Genomic DNA, 17,251 nt, shown 5'->3' with positions numbered 1-17,251 from the left:
GACAACTTAAAATGGCTATATTAAAAAAAGAAAGTGTTTTAATATGGCCGATTTGTATATTCAGAACTCTTCATACAGCTTATCAATTAGTGATCGTAAGTTAATGATAAAGAACCAAGAACGCACTATGCTCAAGGCTATTTCATTAGGTCTAATTGATAACATTCTTATATTTGGTAATTCTCAGTTATCAACACAATTGCTGAAATCTTTATCTCGCCATGGGATTCCAGTCTTCTATTTTTCTAGCAAGGGTGAGTTTTTATTTTCGATGGATTCTTTTAAGGAAGCGGACTATGAAAAGCAGAGAGAGCAGGCCCAAGCTTCTTTTGATAAAAGTTTCTGTCTGAAGATGTCGCAGAGGATTGCTTCGGCAAAAATCATGAATCAATTAAATCTGCTAAAAGCATACGATGAGCAAGGGCTATTTGACGAAGAGGATTTTAAACGTTTTAAATCTGCTTGTGAGAGCCTTAAATCTGCCAAAAGCATATCAGAAATTATGGGGATTGAAGGTAGGATTGCTAAATCTTATTTCTACTATCTTAATCTACTGGTAGAAGAAGATTTTCAGTTTTATTGTCGCAATAGGAGGCCGTCCTTAGATCGTTTTAATGCGCTGCTAAATTTTGGGTATTCGATTTTGTATTCCTGTTTTATTGGCTTGATTCGGAAAAATGGTCTTAGTGCAGGCTTTGGAGTTACCCATCAGCCACATACCCATCATGCAGTACTAGCCAGCGACCTAATGGAAGAGTGGCGGCCAGTCATCGTAGATGATACTGTGATGAGTCTGATTAAGCATGGTGATATTAGGGGGGAGCATTTTGAGAAGATGGGGGATGAAATGCATTTGACTTCGGAAGGGATTGAAGTATTTTCTCGAGCTATGAGGGAGCGCATCTTAGAAATCCATCATTATGTCGAATTGGATAAGAATCGCTACACTTTTTTGTACATGGCAGATCAGCAAGTCAAGTCTTTGATTCGATGTTTTAAGTCAAGGAATGCTGACGACTATATCAGCAGTTATACAGGAGAGTGAAGATGACTTTTTATAATCTTGATAGTGTCAGCAAGGAATTTGCCAGGAAGAAAACAAAGTTTTGTCTGGTTATTTATGATATCGTAAGTAATAAAAGGCGTTTAAAACTAGCCAAGCTTTTGGAAGGCTATGGTACAAGGGTTCAGCGTTCTTGCTTCGAAGTCGATATAGAAAAGCTGAATTTTGAACTTTTGATAAAAGATATAAGAGACTTTTATCAAGCCGATGAAGGAGACAATATCATCGTATATGTCGGGCATAAAGAAGAAACTGTAGTCTTTAATCCCTATGTTGGCGCTGAGTTGCTGGAAGAGATATTATTCTTTTAATCTTTAAATTTTGTTGGCTTCATGGTATAATAAGGATAAGTTCCAACTGGGATGTCAAACTAGATCTAGTGGTTCGACGCGAAGACCCTATACAAGATATGGGGTAAGACACCCCAGTCACCTCGAGAGGGGACGGAAACTCTGATAATATTCCATCCTTAGTGGCAAAAGGAAACAGTAAGAACCCCCAGTCACCTCGGGAGGGGACGGAAACTTTTTAAGACATCTTTGTTATATGTGTCTATATTGGGTAATAATCCCTAGTCACCTCGAGAGGGGACGGAAACGCAATGAAATGTTTGAATTTCATAATTTCCTTCTTGTTAGAAACCCCAGTCATCTCGGGAGGGGACGGAAACTTCTGCGGGCAGTTGTTTACACAACAAAATACACTCGTAAGACACCCCAGTCACCTCGGGAGGGTACGGAAACTAAACAATTGATAAAGTAAATATCTTTTTCTGTTGGTAAGAACCCCCATTCACCTCAAGAGGGTACGGAAACAACTCTCTATTTTCAATTTTCGTATAGTCAGGCTCTCTGGTCGAAACCCCAGTCACCTCGAGAGGGCACGGGAACTATTTAAATTTCGAACCCACCATACCCCAGACTTTTGACGTAAGCCCCCCAATCACCTCGCGAAGGGCGGAAACTTCAGGGATTCCTGTCAGCTTGCTAACATCCCTATCAGGTAAGACCCCCCAGCCACCTCGTGAGGGGGCGGAAACAGGCCTTTCATTTCGTTGATGACTGCGATTGTCTTATCAGTAAGAAACCCCAGTCACCTCGAGAGGGGACGGAAACTCTCTACGAAAATTAAATAGACTTTCAAATTCTAATGTAAGAACCCCCAGTTACCTCGGGAGGGGACGGAAACTGTCTTCAAAACAGTGCGTTTAACTTGATCGCTGCTGTTTGTAAGAACCCCCAGTCACCTCGAGAGGGGACGGAAACTTCTTCTCCCAAATAACTATCTTTTAGTTTCAAGCGATGAAAGAACCCCCAGTTACCTCGAAAGGGGACGGAAACGCAACATTGTATAAATGTTTTCCAATGTGATTTCAGTAAGCCCCCCATTCACCTCGGGAGGGTACGGAAACGAGAGTTTGAAAAACTCTTCATTTGATTTCAGCACACCGTAAGAACCCCCAGTGTCACCTCGCGAGGGGACGGAAACATGCGTTCGCCTTCTCGTTGATAAGTTCCAAGTTGGTAAGACACCCCAGTCACCTCTGGAGGGGACGGAGACTGAATGAGTTTGTCATTTGCATAGATTTCACCTTTGGCAAGACCCCCCAGTTACCTCGAAAGGGGACGGAAACTCAGCGGTAGCAACTCAGTCAAACGAGTTGTGACCTTGTAAGACACCCCAGTCACCTCGAGAGGGGACGGAAACTGTCGCATCGATTGTCCTTCATTTCCTTTCAATTCTGTAAGGCTCCTCATTCATCTCGCTAGGGTGCGGAAACAATTCAATTTGAAGCTCAAACTAATACTATTTTTTGTAAGAACCACCATTCACCTCGCGAGGGTACGGAAACTCTAACTTGTAGGTGAATGTGCCGTGACTGTTCTACGTTAGAACCCCAAGTTACCTCGGTAGGGTACGGAAATACTAATTTTGTTGTTAGTTTATGCAAATAATCTCTATGTAAGAAAGCCCATTCACCTCGGAAGGAGACGGAAACTGGAAGTGCGCATACTTACGCATTAAATTCTTCTTTGGTAAGACCCCCCAGTCACCTCGAGAGGGTACGGAAACTCAAACTCAGCAAGCATACCGGCGTCGTAGACTTTGTAAGAACCTCCAGCTACCTCGAGAGAGGACGAAAACCTAGGCTCTGCCGTGCTTTTAGTAACCGTACCTTTAGTAAGACCCCCCAGTCACCTTGATAGGGTACGGAAACGTAGGCAGATATAATTGTTTCCAATAGGTTAGAATCATAGGTAAGACCCCCCAGTCACCTCGAGAGGGTACGGAAACAAGCGCTCTAATGTTAGCAACTGCTCTTTTGTTAAGTAATAACCCCCATTCACCTCGCGAGGGGACGGAAACATGACTAAGGAATATACTTTGTGCAGTCTATTTGGTAATAACCCCAGTCACCTCGAGAGGGGACTGCAAACTGGGGGGGATTATGATGCGATTTTTAAAATAGGATTAGATATTTAAAATAAGAAAAAACTTGACATCGCTTTCAAAATTTGATATAATAACAATCGTAAAAACAGTACTGATAATAACTAAAAAAGGGCGCCCTAGATTCGGTGAAAAATACTTTCACCGTTTTTAGGCGCTTTTTCTTATTATAGAAAGGAATGGAAATGTGAAGAAAATACGATTGCATCTTTCAAAGGCTTCTTTGAAGGATGATGACTTAGTCTGTAAACTGCAGGGTTTTCTCATGGAGAAGCTGTCGGATGACTTTGCCTCCTTCCTCCATCAGCAAGAGACCAATCCCTACTCGATGAATCTTCGTTCGGAGCGGGAGGAGTCTATTTGGACGGTAAACTTACTTTCGGAAGAAGCGGAGCAGCAGATATTGCCCCAGCTATTGAGTCTTGAAACGATAAAATTAGAGACTTATTCTGAGGAGATTCTGGTGAAGAATATCGAGATCCAGTCCCTTTCTTCCCAGTCCTTGCTGGAGGTTTTTCAGGGAGATGAGGCTTCGCACTTGATAAGCCTGAACTTCTATACTCCGACGACCTTTAAACGTCAGGGACAGTTTGTACTTTTTCCAGATACACGTCTAATCTTTCAGAGCCTCATGCAGAAGTACAGCAGGCTGGTAGAAGGCAAAGCAGAGATAGAGGAGGAAACGCTGGAGTTTTTAGCAGAGCATAGCCAAATCACCAGTTATCGTCTGAAGAGTCATTATTTCCCGATTCATGGACGAAAATACCCCGCCTTTGAGGGCAGGGTAATTATTCGGATCCAGGGAGCATCTACCTTAAAGGCCTATGCCCAGATGCTTCTGAGATTCGGGGAATATTCTGGAGTCGGAGCTAAATGCAGCTTAGGAATGGGAGGGATGAGAATTGAAGAAAGAAAAACTTGATTTGATTTACCAGGCCTTGTTTTATAACTTTGGCAGCCTTATCGCAAGAGCGGAGAATAGGGATAATTATAGTGAGGAACTGGTTAAGAACTGGTTCGAGCAAAACGCTCCGCACTGGTCGGACATAGACAGTCAACAGAAAGAGCGCAGTGAAAAAATCATTCTCTTAGCCAATCAAATGGCTAGTGGCTTAGATCTAGATGCTCCTGAAGTTTTATCGGATCATTTTAAGCCACTTGCTGATATTTTTAATGTTTTCAAAGAGAAAAGGAGTTACCTTTATAAGCCTTTGACTTTGTTAGAGGATGAACAAAGGCTACCAGAGTCAGCTAATCTAGAGGGTCTTCTAATTACTCAGCAGGACTATAAAAGGATTCTTGATAAATTGGCAGCTATTCTGAAAGAGCATTCTTTCAGCGTAGAAAGTATACCGGATCTCCTTCACGCACTGGAAGCTCTCTGTTCATTTGTACCTATAAGTCCAGGTCTGGAAGATTTTGAAGATATTAATGTATCTCAGCATAGTCTCTTAACGGCAGGATTTGCAGCTGCTATCTGGGATTATCTAGAGGAGCATGGAGATGACTGTCTGGATGCCTTTAGCCAAGAAAATGTCTTTCTACTTGCGAGTTTTGATGTATCCGGTATTCAGGATTTTATTTATAATATCTCAAGTGGCGGAGCAGCTAAACAGCTGAAAGCCCGAAGTTTGTACCTTGATTTGATGAGTGAACATATCGTTGATAGCTTGCTGGAAAAACTAGAGCTTTCAAGAACAAATCTACTCTACGTTGGAGGAGGTCATGCTTACTTCATCTTGGCAAATACAGAGAAAACAACCGCTCTTTTAAAGGAGTTTGAAGCTTCTTTTAATCAGTTCTTACTAGAGAACTTCCAGACAGGACTCTATGTCGCTTTTGGATGGACAGCATTTGCGGCAGGGGAGATTACGAGACAAGTCCAGTCTTCATCAATAGCTTCGCTTGCTGCATATCGAGCTATCTATCAAAAGACTAGCCGGATGATTTCTGATAAGAAGCTTTCACGATATGATGCAGAGACCTTAAAATTCTTAAACAAAGGTGGAAATAATTCTGAAAGAGAGTGTGAAATCTGCCATTCTGTAGAGAAGCTTAGAAAACAAGTTTATGAGGATGAAGAGCATTCTCTCTGCCATATTTGTGATGAACTGAGAAAATTCTCAAAAAGGATTTCAGATGATACCTTCCGAGTTTGCAGAGGTGGAGCAGCAGGTTTGCCAATCGGTCCCGATGCTGTACTGGTAACAGCTGAAGGTGATCAAGCCTTGCAAACAGACCGTTTCTATGTCAAGAATAAGTGGTCACTTGATCAGTCAGGAACTCATATTTTTGCGGGTGACTATCGCTATGCAGAGATTCATGAGTATGCTGATATGGCTCAGGACAAAGATACTGGTTTAGGAATTCGTCGTTTGGCTGTTGTTCGTTTGGATGTGGATGATTTAGGTGCAGCCTTTATGGCAGGGTTTTCTTATCAAAAAGATGGAATCTACAGTAGTTTTTCAAGATCAGCGATTTTCTCTCGTAATATGAGTCTGTTTTTTAAGTTCTATATTCAGCAGTTTGCGGATGGGAAAAAGATGACGATTATCTATGCTGGTGGGGATGATGTCTTTGCTATTGGTGCTTGGAAAGATGTGATTAATTTTACAGTGGAATTGAGGCAAGCCTTCTTAAAATGGTCTGATGGGAAGTTGACACTTTCTGCTGGTATTGGCTTGTTTGCTGATAAAACCCCTATCAGTCTTATGGCGTCTTATACTGGAGACTTGGAAGAGGCTGCAAAAGAAAATGACAAAGATAGTCTTAGTTTATTTGAGGAGAAATTCACATTTAAATTTGATGATTTTATCACTGAAATCTATCAAGGTAAGTTGATTAACATTCGCTCCTTCTTTAAGAGTCAAGATGAGCGAGGAAAGGTATTTATCTACCGTTTGATTGAGCTTTTGAGAGACTATACGAAAATCAATGTAGCTCGTTTGGCCTATTATTTAGTACGTCTTGAGAATAGTTCCAAAGACAAAGAAGCTTTTAGAGAGTTTAAAAATCTCTTTTTCAGCTGGTACAATGCTGGAGCAAAAGAACGAAAAGAGGCTGAGGCAGCTCTCTTACTCTATCTTTATGAAACTAGAAAGGATTAGGAAATGGCAATTTTAACGGATGAAAATTATGTTGATAAGGCAGAAAAGGCAATATTACAATTAAGGAAGAAAAATGATGAATTTTTTTTGACTACAAGTCAAATTAGGAATATTTTATCACTTACAAGTAGCATTTCAGATAAAAGTAATGTTAGAAATTTTGAAGAGTTAAATTCTGATTTGTCGTATTTAAGAGTTAGACTAGTCTATCAATCACGCCGGAATGAGATAAGATTTAGAGGTGAGAAAATCTATCCAGTTGAAGATTTATTATTACAAAGTGATTTGCTAGAAGCTTTAAAGGAAGTTAAAGACAAAGTATCTCTGCAACGTTTTTGTCGCTATATGGAAGCCTTAGTTGCTTATTTCAAGTTTTATGGAGGTAAAGATTAATGACATACGCAAAAGTAAAAATTTCAGCTAATATTCACTTGAAGACTGGCTTACATATCGGCGCTAGCAATGCTTTTGCAGCCATTGGTGCAACTGATTCTCCTGTCATTAAAGATCCGATTACTAACTATCCAATTATTCCTGGGTCTAGCATTAAAGGAAAAATGAGAAGTCTGTTAGCTAAGGTTTACAATGAGACACTGGCTTCTTCACCTGAAGATGATGGAGACATTTTAAGTCGCCTCTTTGGTAATCATAGTTCAAAAAAATTTAGAATTGGTAGATTGATTTTTCGAGATGCATTTTTGATAAATGCTGACGAATTAGATAAAAAGGGTGCTAGAGGATATACTGAGGTTAAGTTTGAGAATACTATTGACCGCATTACAGCTGAGGCAAACCCGCGTCAAATTGAAAGAGCTATTCGAGAAAGTGTCTTTAATTTTGAACTGATTTATGAAATTACAGATGAGTCAGCCGAACAGGCAGAAGAAGATTTAAAAGTTATTGTTGATGGTCTAAAACTTTTAGAGTTGGACTATCTTGGAGGTTCTGGAAGCCGTGGGTATGGAAAAGTTTCTTTCGAAGATTTGCAACTTGAGACAGTCTTCGGAACTTATGATACTAGCAACTTGAATGAGTTATTGAAAACGGAGGTCTAAAATGGCCTATAAAATGTATCTCTTGAGCTTTCAGACTGCTCATTTCGGTACTGGTAAATTAGATAGTACTGCTTTTACTTTTACAGCTGATCGTTTATTTTCGGCGCTGTTTATTGAAGCTATTAAGATGGGCAAAGAAGAGGATTTTCTATCTTTAGTCCGACAGGATGATTTTGTGCTATCAGATGCATTCCCTTTTGTTGATATGCCATTTTTACCAAAACCAATCGGCTATCCTAAAATGGATAAATTACCTCAAATGAATGACCTTGTTGAGCTGAGAAAGCAAGCGAAAAAAACAAAAAAATTAAGTTACATCCGTTTAGATGATTTTGAAGCTTTTTTGAATGGAAAAGTATTAGATAATAAGGAATTTGGAAAACTGAATATCGTTACCAAAAATCAGCCTTTTATGGATGGACATTTATTCCAGGTTAGAACAATTACTTATCAAGAGAATGTTTCTCTATACCTTATTGCTAAACAAAGTCAGCTTTTTGATGAGCTTATGACTGCACTGCAATTTTCTGGACTGGGCGGAAAAAGAAGTTCTGGCTATGGAAGCTTTGATCTTGAAATAAAGGATGTACCAGAGAAACTGTCTAAACACTTAGCTTTTGAAGCTGTATCAAATGTTATGACACTAACAACAGCACTGCCAAATGATGATGATTTAGAAGAAGCTATTTGCAATGGACAGTACTTGTTGGCTAAATCAAGTGGCTTTGCCTTTAGCAACAGCTATCAAAGTAATTTTAGGAAGCAAGATTTCTACAAATTTAAAGCTGGCTCAACTTTTTCAAAATCATTTCGAGGGCAGATTGCTGATATAAGGCCGGTCAATTTCTCCCATCCTGTCTGGAATTTTGCCAAACCGCTTTTTTATAAATTGGAGGACTAGTATGAAACATGAATACAGAACATTTAAGCTGACTCTTCGTACTATTGCGCCACTACATATCGGAAGCGGAGAGAAGTATACTAGTCGCGAGTTTATTTATGAAAATGGAGCTTACTATTTTCCTGATATGGGAAAGTTTTACTCATCTATGGTTGAGAAAGGGTTATCAGATAAGTTTGAGTCTTTTCTGATGGAGCATGGTAAAGCATCTAGAAATAATCGATTAATTTCATTTGTAGAGGGAAATAGAATCAGGGAGCGAAATTTCGGTGGTTATAAAATCCAAGAGACAGGTTTTGAAAAAGATAAATCTACCAAGGGAACTATAAATGAAGTTTCTAAATATATCCGAGATGGATTTGGAAAGCCTTATATTCCAGGTAGTTCGTTAAAAGGCGCTATTCGAACTGTTTTGCTCAATGCGCATTCTCAGTGGGAAAAGACAAATTTTGTTTCAGAAAAAAAACGAGAAAATAAAAGAGTAGTTCCTTGGGGAGCAAAGAAGAATGAAAAGTTTGATGACATCTTTAATGAAATCAGGATTAGTGACAGTCTCTCGTTGAAAATCAAGAACAGAGAATTTCAAAGTCAAGATTTGATACTAGCGCAGAAATGGGATTATTCTGCTATCACAAAAAATGCTAAACCAATTCCTTTATATCGAGAATCTCTTCCCCCTCTTACGATTGCTGAATTTGTTATTACTACTACATCTGATAGAGCGGCGAAGATGATTGAACAGCTTGGTAATTTATCGTTTAAATTTTATAATAACTATAAAGCTTTTTTCTTGGAGGAGTTTGACGAAAAATACTATCAAAAAAATGTTCAATATCCTCTTTATCTAGGGTCTGGAAGTGGTGCTTGGACAAAAACAGTATTTAAGCAGGCTGACAGAATTCTACAAAAACGATATAGTAGAATGAAAACTAAAATGGTTCGTAAGGGCGTATTGAAATTAACCAAAGCTCCCAATCTAAAGTTCTGTGTCAATGGTGATACTAGAACTCTTGTTAGAAACACAGATAATTTTTACGAAATGGGAAAAGTAAATTTTATTATTCAGGAGGTTTCTAAATGAGAATTTTGATCTCTTCGGTTGGTGATACAGATCCTATTCGAGGTTTTCGCGATGGTGCTCTTCTTCATATAGCTAGGAAGTACAGACCAGACAAAATCATTATCATTTATTCAGAAAGAACTGTTCTACGACATGATAGGATAGTAGCAGCTCTTCACTCTATTGAAGAATCTTATAGTCCTGAAATAGAGCAATACCCAACAATCATTAAGAATTCCGAAGTTTTTATTTTTGATAAGATGTATGAACAAATTGAGAGGTTTCTAAATCCAGCATTCTTTAATAATACTGATGAATTTATTTTAAATTTATCTAGCGGGACGCCTCAGATTAAGTCTGCTCTATTTATTATTAATAGATTGAATGATATTAATGTAAAAGCTGTTCAAGTTCCTAGTCCGACTGGTTCTTCTAACGAGAGGTTAGAACATGATAATGAAGAAGATATTGATGAATTAATTGAGACAAACGAGGATAATAGTCCTAATTTTGAGGATAGGACGATAGAAGATAAATCAGAGAAGTTCAGACAAGCACTTTTAAAACGAACCGCTAAAAATTTGATTGAAAAATATGATTACAGAGCTGCCTTAGATGTTTTGAATAGCTTGATTTCTGATGATAATCTAAGAAAAGTTAAAGAAGAATTAAAGAATCTCGTGGATGCTCTGGATAGACAGGATATTCCCCAGAGACTAAAAAAGCGGAAGCTGGACGAAACTACTAAGCGAGTTTTAAATGCTTATCTGATTATTGATATTCAGAAAAAAAGAAGCAATGTTGGTGAAAGTTTTATCCGAATGAGATCGCTTTTAGAATTTATTGCTGAAGACTATATTAATAAAAATTATCCTCAAGAATTGAGGAATATTGAAAATGATTTTGATAGGAATTATATACTTTTTGGTGACTATATAACAATTTTAAAGAACAATCAAGAGTGGGAAATATTGAAGGAAATGAAACCGATTAGAGAGTTGACTTCCTCTAGAAATGCAATAGCGCATACTTTGGATCCCTTAAGTCCGGAAGATGTTAAGAAATTAAGCAGGGCACTGAAAGCTTTGAAGAAATTAATCTTAACCTACTATTCTTTTGATAAAAGTTTATTAGATTTCTATGAAAACACAAATGATAGATTGTTAGAAAGTTTGAATGCAAAATGAAAATTTTAATATCTGCAGTTGGGACGACAGATCCCATTATGAAGAATCACGATGGAGCTTTGCTGCATCTAACTCGAATATATCGTCCAGAAAAAATTGTTTTAATTTATAGCGAGGAGATGTTAGCTAAGAAGGAATGGATAGAAACGGCTCTTCAGTCTATTGAAGGCTATTCGCCAATCATTGTTGTCGATTCGACTATTTTAAAAAACGATGAAGTCTATATTTTTGATAAGATGTATGAAGAAATCACTCAGATTATTAAGCGTTATAAAAATGATGAAGATGAACTAATCTTAAATCTTTCTTCTGCGACTCCTCAAATTATTTCTGCGATGTTTGCGACTAATCGAATCTATGATTATAATACTAGAGCTGTGCAAGTTGCGACTCCAGATAAATCAGCTAATCGACGTTTTGATCCAGCTTCCGGCCCTGATATTGAAGAATTAATTGATACAAATATAGATAATAGTAGTAGCTTTGAGAATCGTAGCTTAGAAGATAAATCTGAAAAGTTTAATCAGTCTTTGGTGAAACGCTACCTGAGACAACTTATCAAGCAGTATGATTATGCAGCAGCGCTTGCAATTCTGACGAAAAAAGATAACAAAATTCTGTCTAAAACAAAGCAAAAGAAAGTATGTGCTATTCTGGAAAATTTTGTTAATGTGTTTAGAAAACAATCACTGTTAGCAGATATTTCAAATCAAGATTTTAGTGCTCAAGAGGCTAAAGCGATCAACTACTTTTTAATGATTGATATTTTAAATCGTCGAGGACATATTGCTGATGTTTTGATAAAATCAAAATCTCTTGCCGAATTTCTTTTAGAAGAGCTTCTTCGTAAAGAGCATCCTAACCTCATTATCAGAACTGACAATTTACCTAGATTAAATCCAGAACACTCAGACTCTGATGAAATTATTACTTATATTGATTCTATTCTAAAGAAGGAGAGAAGTATTGAAAAAGAAGAGAGAATTTTTCAATACAATTCTGTTTTGAATCTGCTGTCATTTTATAATATTTTAGAGTTTTATAAAGAAGATGAGGATTTGATGGACAGTATCAAGGTTGTAAAAAGTTTCAATGGAGAGCGAAATAACCTCGCTCACGGTTTGATGGAGATTGATAGTCAGACTGTAAATAATAAAAGGATGCTGAAATTAATCAGAGCTTTGCAAGTAATGCTTCAGTATAATTACTCCTTTGATGTAGAATGGTTTAGTTATTTTGATAAGAAAAATGAATTTTTACTTGATCAGTTAAAATAAGCCAACTTGTAATCAATTATGGTTCTTTAAACTGTAAAAAAGCCCGTATCGAGATAACCGATGCGGGTTTAATCTATTATTATTTATCAAACTTCACTTCCTCAATCAGATACTCAATAAAGCGTTCTCCCATTTTGGATAAGCTGGCTTTTTCATGCTGGATGTAGACTAGCTCAATCGGATCATCAATGTCCAGTGGGATTGACACGATATTATCTCCGTTGAGGTTGCTGTTGAGGATACCGGTTGCAATCGTGTAGCCATCCAGACCGATCAAAAGGTTAAAGAGGGTCGCACGGTCGCTGACCACTATAGATTTTTTATGGTGTTCCTGAGAGAGAATTTCCTCTGAAAAGTAGAAGGAGTTGTGGGTACCCTGGTCATAGCTGAGGTAGGGGAAGTTTTCTAAATCAGATAATTGAACCAGCTTTTTCTTGGCCAGCGGATTGGATTTGCTGACAAAGATATGGGGTTGAGCTGTGAAGAGATGAGTGGCAATCAGATGATTGTCATCCAGCATCTTGGATAGGACATCGCGGTTGTAGCTATTAAGAAAGAGGACGCCGATTTCGCTGCGGAAGTTTTTTACGTCGTCAATAATTTCCCAAGTCCGAGTTTCCCGCAGGAAGAGCTCGTATTTCTCCATATCGCTTTTTTTAAGCAAGGACACGAAGGCATTGACCACAAAGGCATAGTGCTGGGCAGACACACTGAAAAGCTCGCGGTGGGCGACAGGGTTTTTGTATCTCTCCTCTAGAAGCTGAGTCTGCTCAACTACCTGACGGGCATAAGAAAGAAACTCCATGCCGTCCTTGGTCAAGGTAATTCCTTTGGGATTGCGAATGAAAATCTCGATACCCATTTCATTTTCCAAATCCCGTACAGCGTTAGATAGGCTAGGCTGGGTAATGAAAAGCTGCTTGGCAGCTTCGTTCATGCTGCCAGTCTCGACGATTTTGATAATATAGTGTAACTGTTGAATTCTCATAGGACTATTTTATCACAAACTGGGGATTTTTTCCCAATAAATCAATGAAAGCTAGTAAGGTTTTATGATTGAATTTATTAAAATGGACAGATGGTAAAAGAAATTCTATTGGATATAGTGACATTTTTAAAGTTTATTCTTATCGGAATTATAGAGCGATTTTATCAAGTCTTTTATAATGAAACAGGTTTTGCAATTTCAAGTTATTCGTGATATGATGATTTTTAGAGTGTAAAAGGAGTAGTTATGAAGAGAAAAGAAGATTCTTTTGAAGATATTGCTCTTGAGTTAGAGAAGGAGACATCTAAGTCTAAGTTCTTACCATTCGTTCTATTAGCCATTATTGGCTTTTCTATCGTTGGAGCAGTTTTTTTGATGCTTTCTATATCGCAAAAGACTAAATCTAAGCAACCGGTGAGCCAGTCAAGTCAGATTATTTCACCATCAAAAAAATTAGAGGATAAGAAGACTGAAGTAAAAAAATTCGCTGAAAGTCTTACAGTTTCTCCAGAAAAAAGCGGTCCCTTTCTTTGGACGGTTGACAAGGCAGTTTCTCTACCCATGGACAAAGATAAAGGCGGAGCCGTCTTGGAAGATGTTTTAAAAGAATTTGGAAAACCTGTCGAAGCTGGTTCGTGGATTGACTTTTCATCAAATAATGAAATTCAAAAGCATATTCGTCTTTTTTGGAAAGAGAAGAATGGTGCTCTTGGTTATGTTTCTTTAACATTTGCTGAATTTGATGGTGTCTATAAGCTTATTTCCAAGTACCATTCTAACCTTGCAAGTGATGAGATTAAGGTGGATAAAAATCCTAATAGAGACTTTTTATGGACACAAGAATATATAGATAGTCTTGTTATTGGTGCTAGAGAAGGTACTGACAAAGGTACGGCTTATGATGAGATTGTTTCAAATGTTGGTTTGCCGCTATATCAGACGATTTTGGGAGAGGATAATCAACTTAAGATGCAGACTACTTATAACAATCCAAGGGGATGGAGATTTCCAGATGAATTGAAAACTGTTAATTTAGAATTTTATAAGCAAGAAGATGGATCGTGGCGTTTAGTTTCTAAACAAAGCCAGTAAACTAAATAAAAAGGAGAAGACTAACTTGAGAAAGAATAGCATGAAAAAACACGATGCCAATTCATTTAGAGATATAAAAAAAGAACTTTATAAACAACAAAAGATAAAAAGAGAAGAACTTACCATGATGGCCATACAGGAGGAGAAAAAATCGATTAATTCGACCTTTATTCTTCTTTGTTTGAGCGTGTTATTTGCTTTGTTCTTTGGGGTCTATTATTTTTCTCAAAAGATTCCTAAAGCTAACCTTAAGTACAAATATAATAAGACAGTTTCGTCAGTTAGTAAAGAAAGCTCTACTACTCAGCAAGATGATGAATCAGAAATGTACAGAAAACAGGATGAACTTAGGATGAAAATTGTTGAGATAGTACAAAAAAAGTTTTCTTTTAACTGGACATTAGATAATTTTGTAGAACTAAAAATGGGAAAACCTGGAGAGTTGAGTTCTAATCCAACTTTAGAAGAAGTTGTTGCGAAATATGGTAAGGGTTCAGGCGTAAGTTTTACCGACAACGGATTGATTCTGACTTATAAGACAAGAATTGTAGATGTTCCGAGATATGGTTCGTCGGGACATCCTCAGGAGATAAGTTTAAGTTTTACTTCTCTTGATTCTAATGGGGAGAAGTACTATTTGACAAATAAAATGGCAATGTTTTTAAATGACAGTAATTATCTTTCAGCTACCAAAGATGAATTTGTTTTTAATTGGAAGCCAGAAGATATGGATACATTGATAGTAGGTGATAGAAATCATGGCAAAGGAGGAATGACTTATCAAGAAATTGTTGATCGATTTGGCCTACCTTCATATACTAATATTTCCGGAAATGATACAGATTATAGTCCCTTATCACTGCAAGCGAATTATTTGATTGCTCGTCGTTCTGAATCTGAACGAAAATTGGATAGGGTGTCTTTGATTTTCAAGAGGCAGGAGGATGGCAGCTTTCGTCTTGCGGATGCAAAGAGTGAATTTGACAAGGACTGGTAAAGCTGTGGTAGGTCGGAGATCTTAAAATTCTAATATTTTTTATGGCTTGACAATCCTTATCGCTAACGATATAATGTTTACAATTTAACCTTTAATCAAGTCCAGTGAGGCTGCAAGGTGGGGAAACGGTATAAGAGGCAATTGGCTGCCTTGTTTTTTGCGAAACCTTGCTGCGGCAAGGTTTTTTCTTGTAGAAAGTGAGGTTGTCATGGTTAGTGACAGTTGTAAAAAGAGATTTGGAAAGATTATGCTGGAGCAGATGGAGCTACTGGAGCAAGTAGAAATTGCACCTAATATTTTTTCTATGCTCCTAAAGGGGCAAATGGTCAGCCAGATGCAAGCTGGGCAGTTTTTACATATTCGGGTACCAGATGACAGCAAGCTTTTGCGCCGGCCGATCTCAATTGCAGAAATTGACAAAGATAATCTGACTTGTCGTATCATTTATCGGATAGAAGGTGGCGGGACGGCTATTTTTTCTCAACTGCCAGTTGGCTCGTTTCTTGATGTTATGGGGCCTCAGGGCAATGGCTTTGATTTGACCCCTGTAAGGTCAGGTGATCAAGTTTTGATTATAGGTGGTGGGATTGGTGTCCCTCCCTTGCTTGAGGTTGCTAAAGAATTGCATGATAGGGGTGCTCAGGTGACAGCTGTACTGGGATTCTCTGATAAATCCGCTGTCATTCTGGAAGCAGAAATGAAAAAATACGCCGAAGTCATTGTCACCACGGATAATGGTTCTTATGATCGTCAGGGCTATGTATCAGCGGTGGTAGATGAGATGACCCAAGACTATGTGGCTGTCTATTCCTGTGGAGCGCCAGCCATGCTCCAGTATGTGGATCGTAAGTTTCAGGACCATCCACATGCTTATCTATCCATGGAGTCTCGTATGGCTTGTGGCATGGGCGCCTGCTATGCCTGTGTAGTTCATATTGCAGGTCAGGATGACTCAGTCAATAAGCGGGTTTGTGAAGATGGTCCGGTCTTTGAGACGGGCACGATTATTGTCTAGGAGGGGAAAGAATGAGTGACCAACGTTTAAGAGTTTCCTTCCCAGGCTTGGACCTGAAAAATCCAATTATTCCGGCATCTGGCTGCTTTGGCTTCGGTCAAGAATATGCCAAATACTATGACCTAGACTTGCTGGGCTCCATCATGATAAAGGCTACGACTTTGGAGCCCCGCTTTGGCAATCCCACTCCGCGCGTGGCAGAAACGCCAGCTGGTATGCTCAATGCCATTGGCCTGCAAAATCCAGGTGTTGAGGTTGTTCTAGCTGAAAAACTACCCTGGCTGGAAAAGCATTATCCCGACCTACCAATCATCGCCAATGTAGCGGGATTTTCCAATCAAGAATATGCCACAGTGGCTGGGAAAATTTCTCAAGCCTCTAATGTAAAGGCTATTGAGCTCAATATCTCCTGTCCTAATGTTGACCATGGAAATGCTGGGCTTTTGATTGGTCAAGTTCCAGAGTTGGCTTACGAAGCAACTAAGGCAGCAGTAGAGACTTCTGCTGTACCAGTCTATGTCAAATTAACTCCGAGCGTAGCAGACATTACTCAGGTAGCCAAGGCTGTTGAAGACGCTGGTGCTACTGGTTTTACCATGATTAACACCTTAGTAGGTATGCGATTTAACTTGAAGTCGCGCAAGCCTATTATCGCTAATGGCACTGGTGGTATGTCAGGTCCGGCTGTCTTTCCGGTAGCGCTCAAGCTGATCCGTCAAGTGGCGCAAGCAAGCAAACTTCCCATTATTGGTATGGGGGGAGTTGATTCGGCGGAGGCTGCTCTGGAGATGTTTATAGCTGGCGCTTCAGCTATTGGAGTGGGAACTGCTAATTTCACGGATCCATATGCCTGCCCGACCATCATTGAGAACCTACCCAAGGCTATGGATAAATACGGCATCGAAAGTCTTGAAAGTTTACGAAAAGAAGTTCGAGAGAATTTGCTTTAAAGTTACATTTTTGCTTGACAATCCTGCTGTGAAATTATAGAATGAACTAAATACAACCTTTAAAGAAGTCCAGAGAGGCTACTAAGGTACATACGTTTGAATGGCAGA

The 17,251-nt window shown here is 38.7% G+C and carries 15 protein-coding genes; 14 read left to right on the top strand and 1 reads right to left on the bottom strand.

Annotated features, from left to right (window positions below; translation table 11 throughout):
- The first annotated feature begins 43 nt into the window (after nucleotides 1–43).
- The 10 genes from cas1 (at nucleotide 44) to csm6 (ending at nucleotide 12,101) form a co-directional block, all read left to right on the top strand.
- On the top strand, nucleotides 44–1,045 hold the full coding sequence (cas1, locus tag PCY71_RS02060) for a CRISPR-associated endonuclease Cas1 (RefSeq protein WP_111675757.1): 1,002 nt from the start codon (nucleotides 44–46) through the stop codon (nucleotides 1,043–1,045).
- 2 nt (nucleotides 1,046–1,047) lie between these two features.
- Nucleotides 1,048–1,374 carry a CRISPR-associated endonuclease Cas2 gene (gene cas2, locus PCY71_RS02055; protein WP_172454733.1) on the top strand — a complete coding sequence of 109 codons (327 nt, stop codon included), beginning with the start codon at nucleotides 1,048–1,050 and terminating at the stop codon, nucleotides 1,372–1,374.
- A gap of 2,327 nt (nucleotides 1,375–3,701) precedes the next feature.
- Nucleotides 3,702–4,436 (top strand): CRISPR-associated endoribonuclease Cas6, encoded by a 735-nt coding sequence (gene cas6, locus PCY71_RS02050; RefSeq protein ID WP_301412406.1) that lies wholly within the window; start codon nucleotides 3,702–3,704, stop codon nucleotides 4,434–4,436.
- Complete coding sequence (cas10, locus tag PCY71_RS02045; RefSeq protein WP_301412405.1) at nucleotides 4,417–6,621, top strand: type III-A CRISPR-associated protein Cas10/Csm1; 2,205 nt, start codon at nucleotides 4,417–4,419, stop codon at nucleotides 6,619–6,621. The genes cas6 and cas10 overlap by 20 nt, the downstream gene beginning before the upstream one ends.
- A 3-nt stretch (nucleotides 6,622–6,624) precedes the next feature.
- On the top strand, nucleotides 6,625–7,014 hold the full coding sequence (gene csm2 / locus PCY71_RS02040) for a type III-A CRISPR-associated protein Csm2 (RefSeq protein ID WP_048771740.1): 390 nt from the start codon (nucleotides 6,625–6,627) through the stop codon (nucleotides 7,012–7,014).
- Nucleotides 7,014–7,676, top strand: coding sequence for a type III-A CRISPR-associated RAMP protein Csm3 (gene csm3 / locus PCY71_RS02035; RefSeq protein ID WP_111675763.1), 663 nt, complete (start codon nucleotides 7,014–7,016; stop codon nucleotides 7,674–7,676). Before csm2 ends, csm3 begins: the two co-directional genes overlap by 1 nt.
- A gap of 1 nt (nucleotide 7,677) precedes the next feature.
- Complete coding sequence (gene csm4 / locus PCY71_RS02030; protein ID WP_301412404.1) at nucleotides 7,678–8,577, top strand: type III-A CRISPR-associated RAMP protein Csm4; 900 nt, start codon at nucleotides 7,678–7,680, stop codon at nucleotides 8,575–8,577.
- Nucleotide 8,578: 1 nt separating this feature from the next.
- Nucleotides 8,579–9,658: a type III-A CRISPR-associated RAMP protein Csm5 gene (csm5, locus tag PCY71_RS02025; protein WP_048771749.1), complete on the top strand. Its 1,080-nt coding sequence runs from the start codon at nucleotides 8,579–8,581 to the stop codon at nucleotides 9,656–9,658.
- A complete protein-coding gene (locus PCY71_RS02020) occupies nucleotides 9,655–10,824 on the top strand; it encodes a CRISPR-associated protein Csm6 (RefSeq protein ID WP_048771752.1) in 1,170 nt (389 codons plus the stop codon). The genes csm5 and PCY71_RS02020 overlap by 4 nt, the downstream gene beginning before the upstream one ends.
- On the top strand, nucleotides 10,821–12,101 hold the full coding sequence (gene csm6, locus PCY71_RS02015) for a type III-A CRISPR-associated CARF protein Csm6 (RefSeq protein WP_048771754.1): 1,281 nt from the start codon (nucleotides 10,821–10,823) through the stop codon (nucleotides 12,099–12,101). The genes PCY71_RS02020 and csm6 overlap by 4 nt, the downstream gene beginning before the upstream one ends.
- A gap of 79 nt (nucleotides 12,102–12,180) precedes the next feature.
- Here the strand turns inward: csm6 and PCY71_RS02010 are convergent, their stop codons facing one another.
- Nucleotides 12,181–13,089, bottom strand: coding sequence for a LysR family transcriptional regulator (locus PCY71_RS02010; RefSeq protein WP_002897493.1), 909 nt, complete (start codon nucleotides 13,087–13,089; stop codon nucleotides 12,181–12,183).
- 246 nt (nucleotides 13,090–13,335) lie between these two features.
- On the opposite strand from PCY71_RS02010, the gene PCY71_RS02005 reads away from it, so the two are divergent.
- The 4 genes from PCY71_RS02005 (at nucleotide 13,336) to PCY71_RS01990 (ending at nucleotide 17,143) form a co-directional block, all read left to right on the top strand.
- Entirely contained in the window at nucleotides 13,336–14,181 is an 846-nt protein-coding gene (locus PCY71_RS02005; RefSeq protein WP_002909658.1) for a hypothetical protein, read from the top strand.
- 40 nt (nucleotides 14,182–14,221) lie between these two features.
- Nucleotides 14,222–15,178 (top strand): hypothetical protein, encoded by a 957-nt coding sequence (locus tag PCY71_RS02000; protein WP_002909659.1) that lies wholly within the window; start codon nucleotides 14,222–14,224, stop codon nucleotides 15,176–15,178.
- 208 nt (nucleotides 15,179–15,386) lie between these two features.
- On the top strand, nucleotides 15,387–16,193 hold the full coding sequence (locus PCY71_RS01995; RefSeq protein ID WP_011837014.1) for a dihydroorotate dehydrogenase electron transfer subunit: 807 nt from the start codon (nucleotides 15,387–15,389) through the stop codon (nucleotides 16,191–16,193).
- Nucleotides 16,194–16,204: 11 nt separating this feature from the next.
- Entirely contained in the window at nucleotides 16,205–17,143 is a 939-nt protein-coding gene (locus PCY71_RS01990; protein WP_002909666.1) for a dihydroorotate dehydrogenase, read from the top strand.
- Nucleotides 17,144–17,251: the final 108 nt, after the last annotated feature.

The sequence above is a fragment of the Streptococcus sp. SN3 genome, assembly GCF_030439905.1.
Note: the sequence above shows the minus strand (reverse complement) of the source record. Positions and strands in the feature narration are given on the sequence as shown.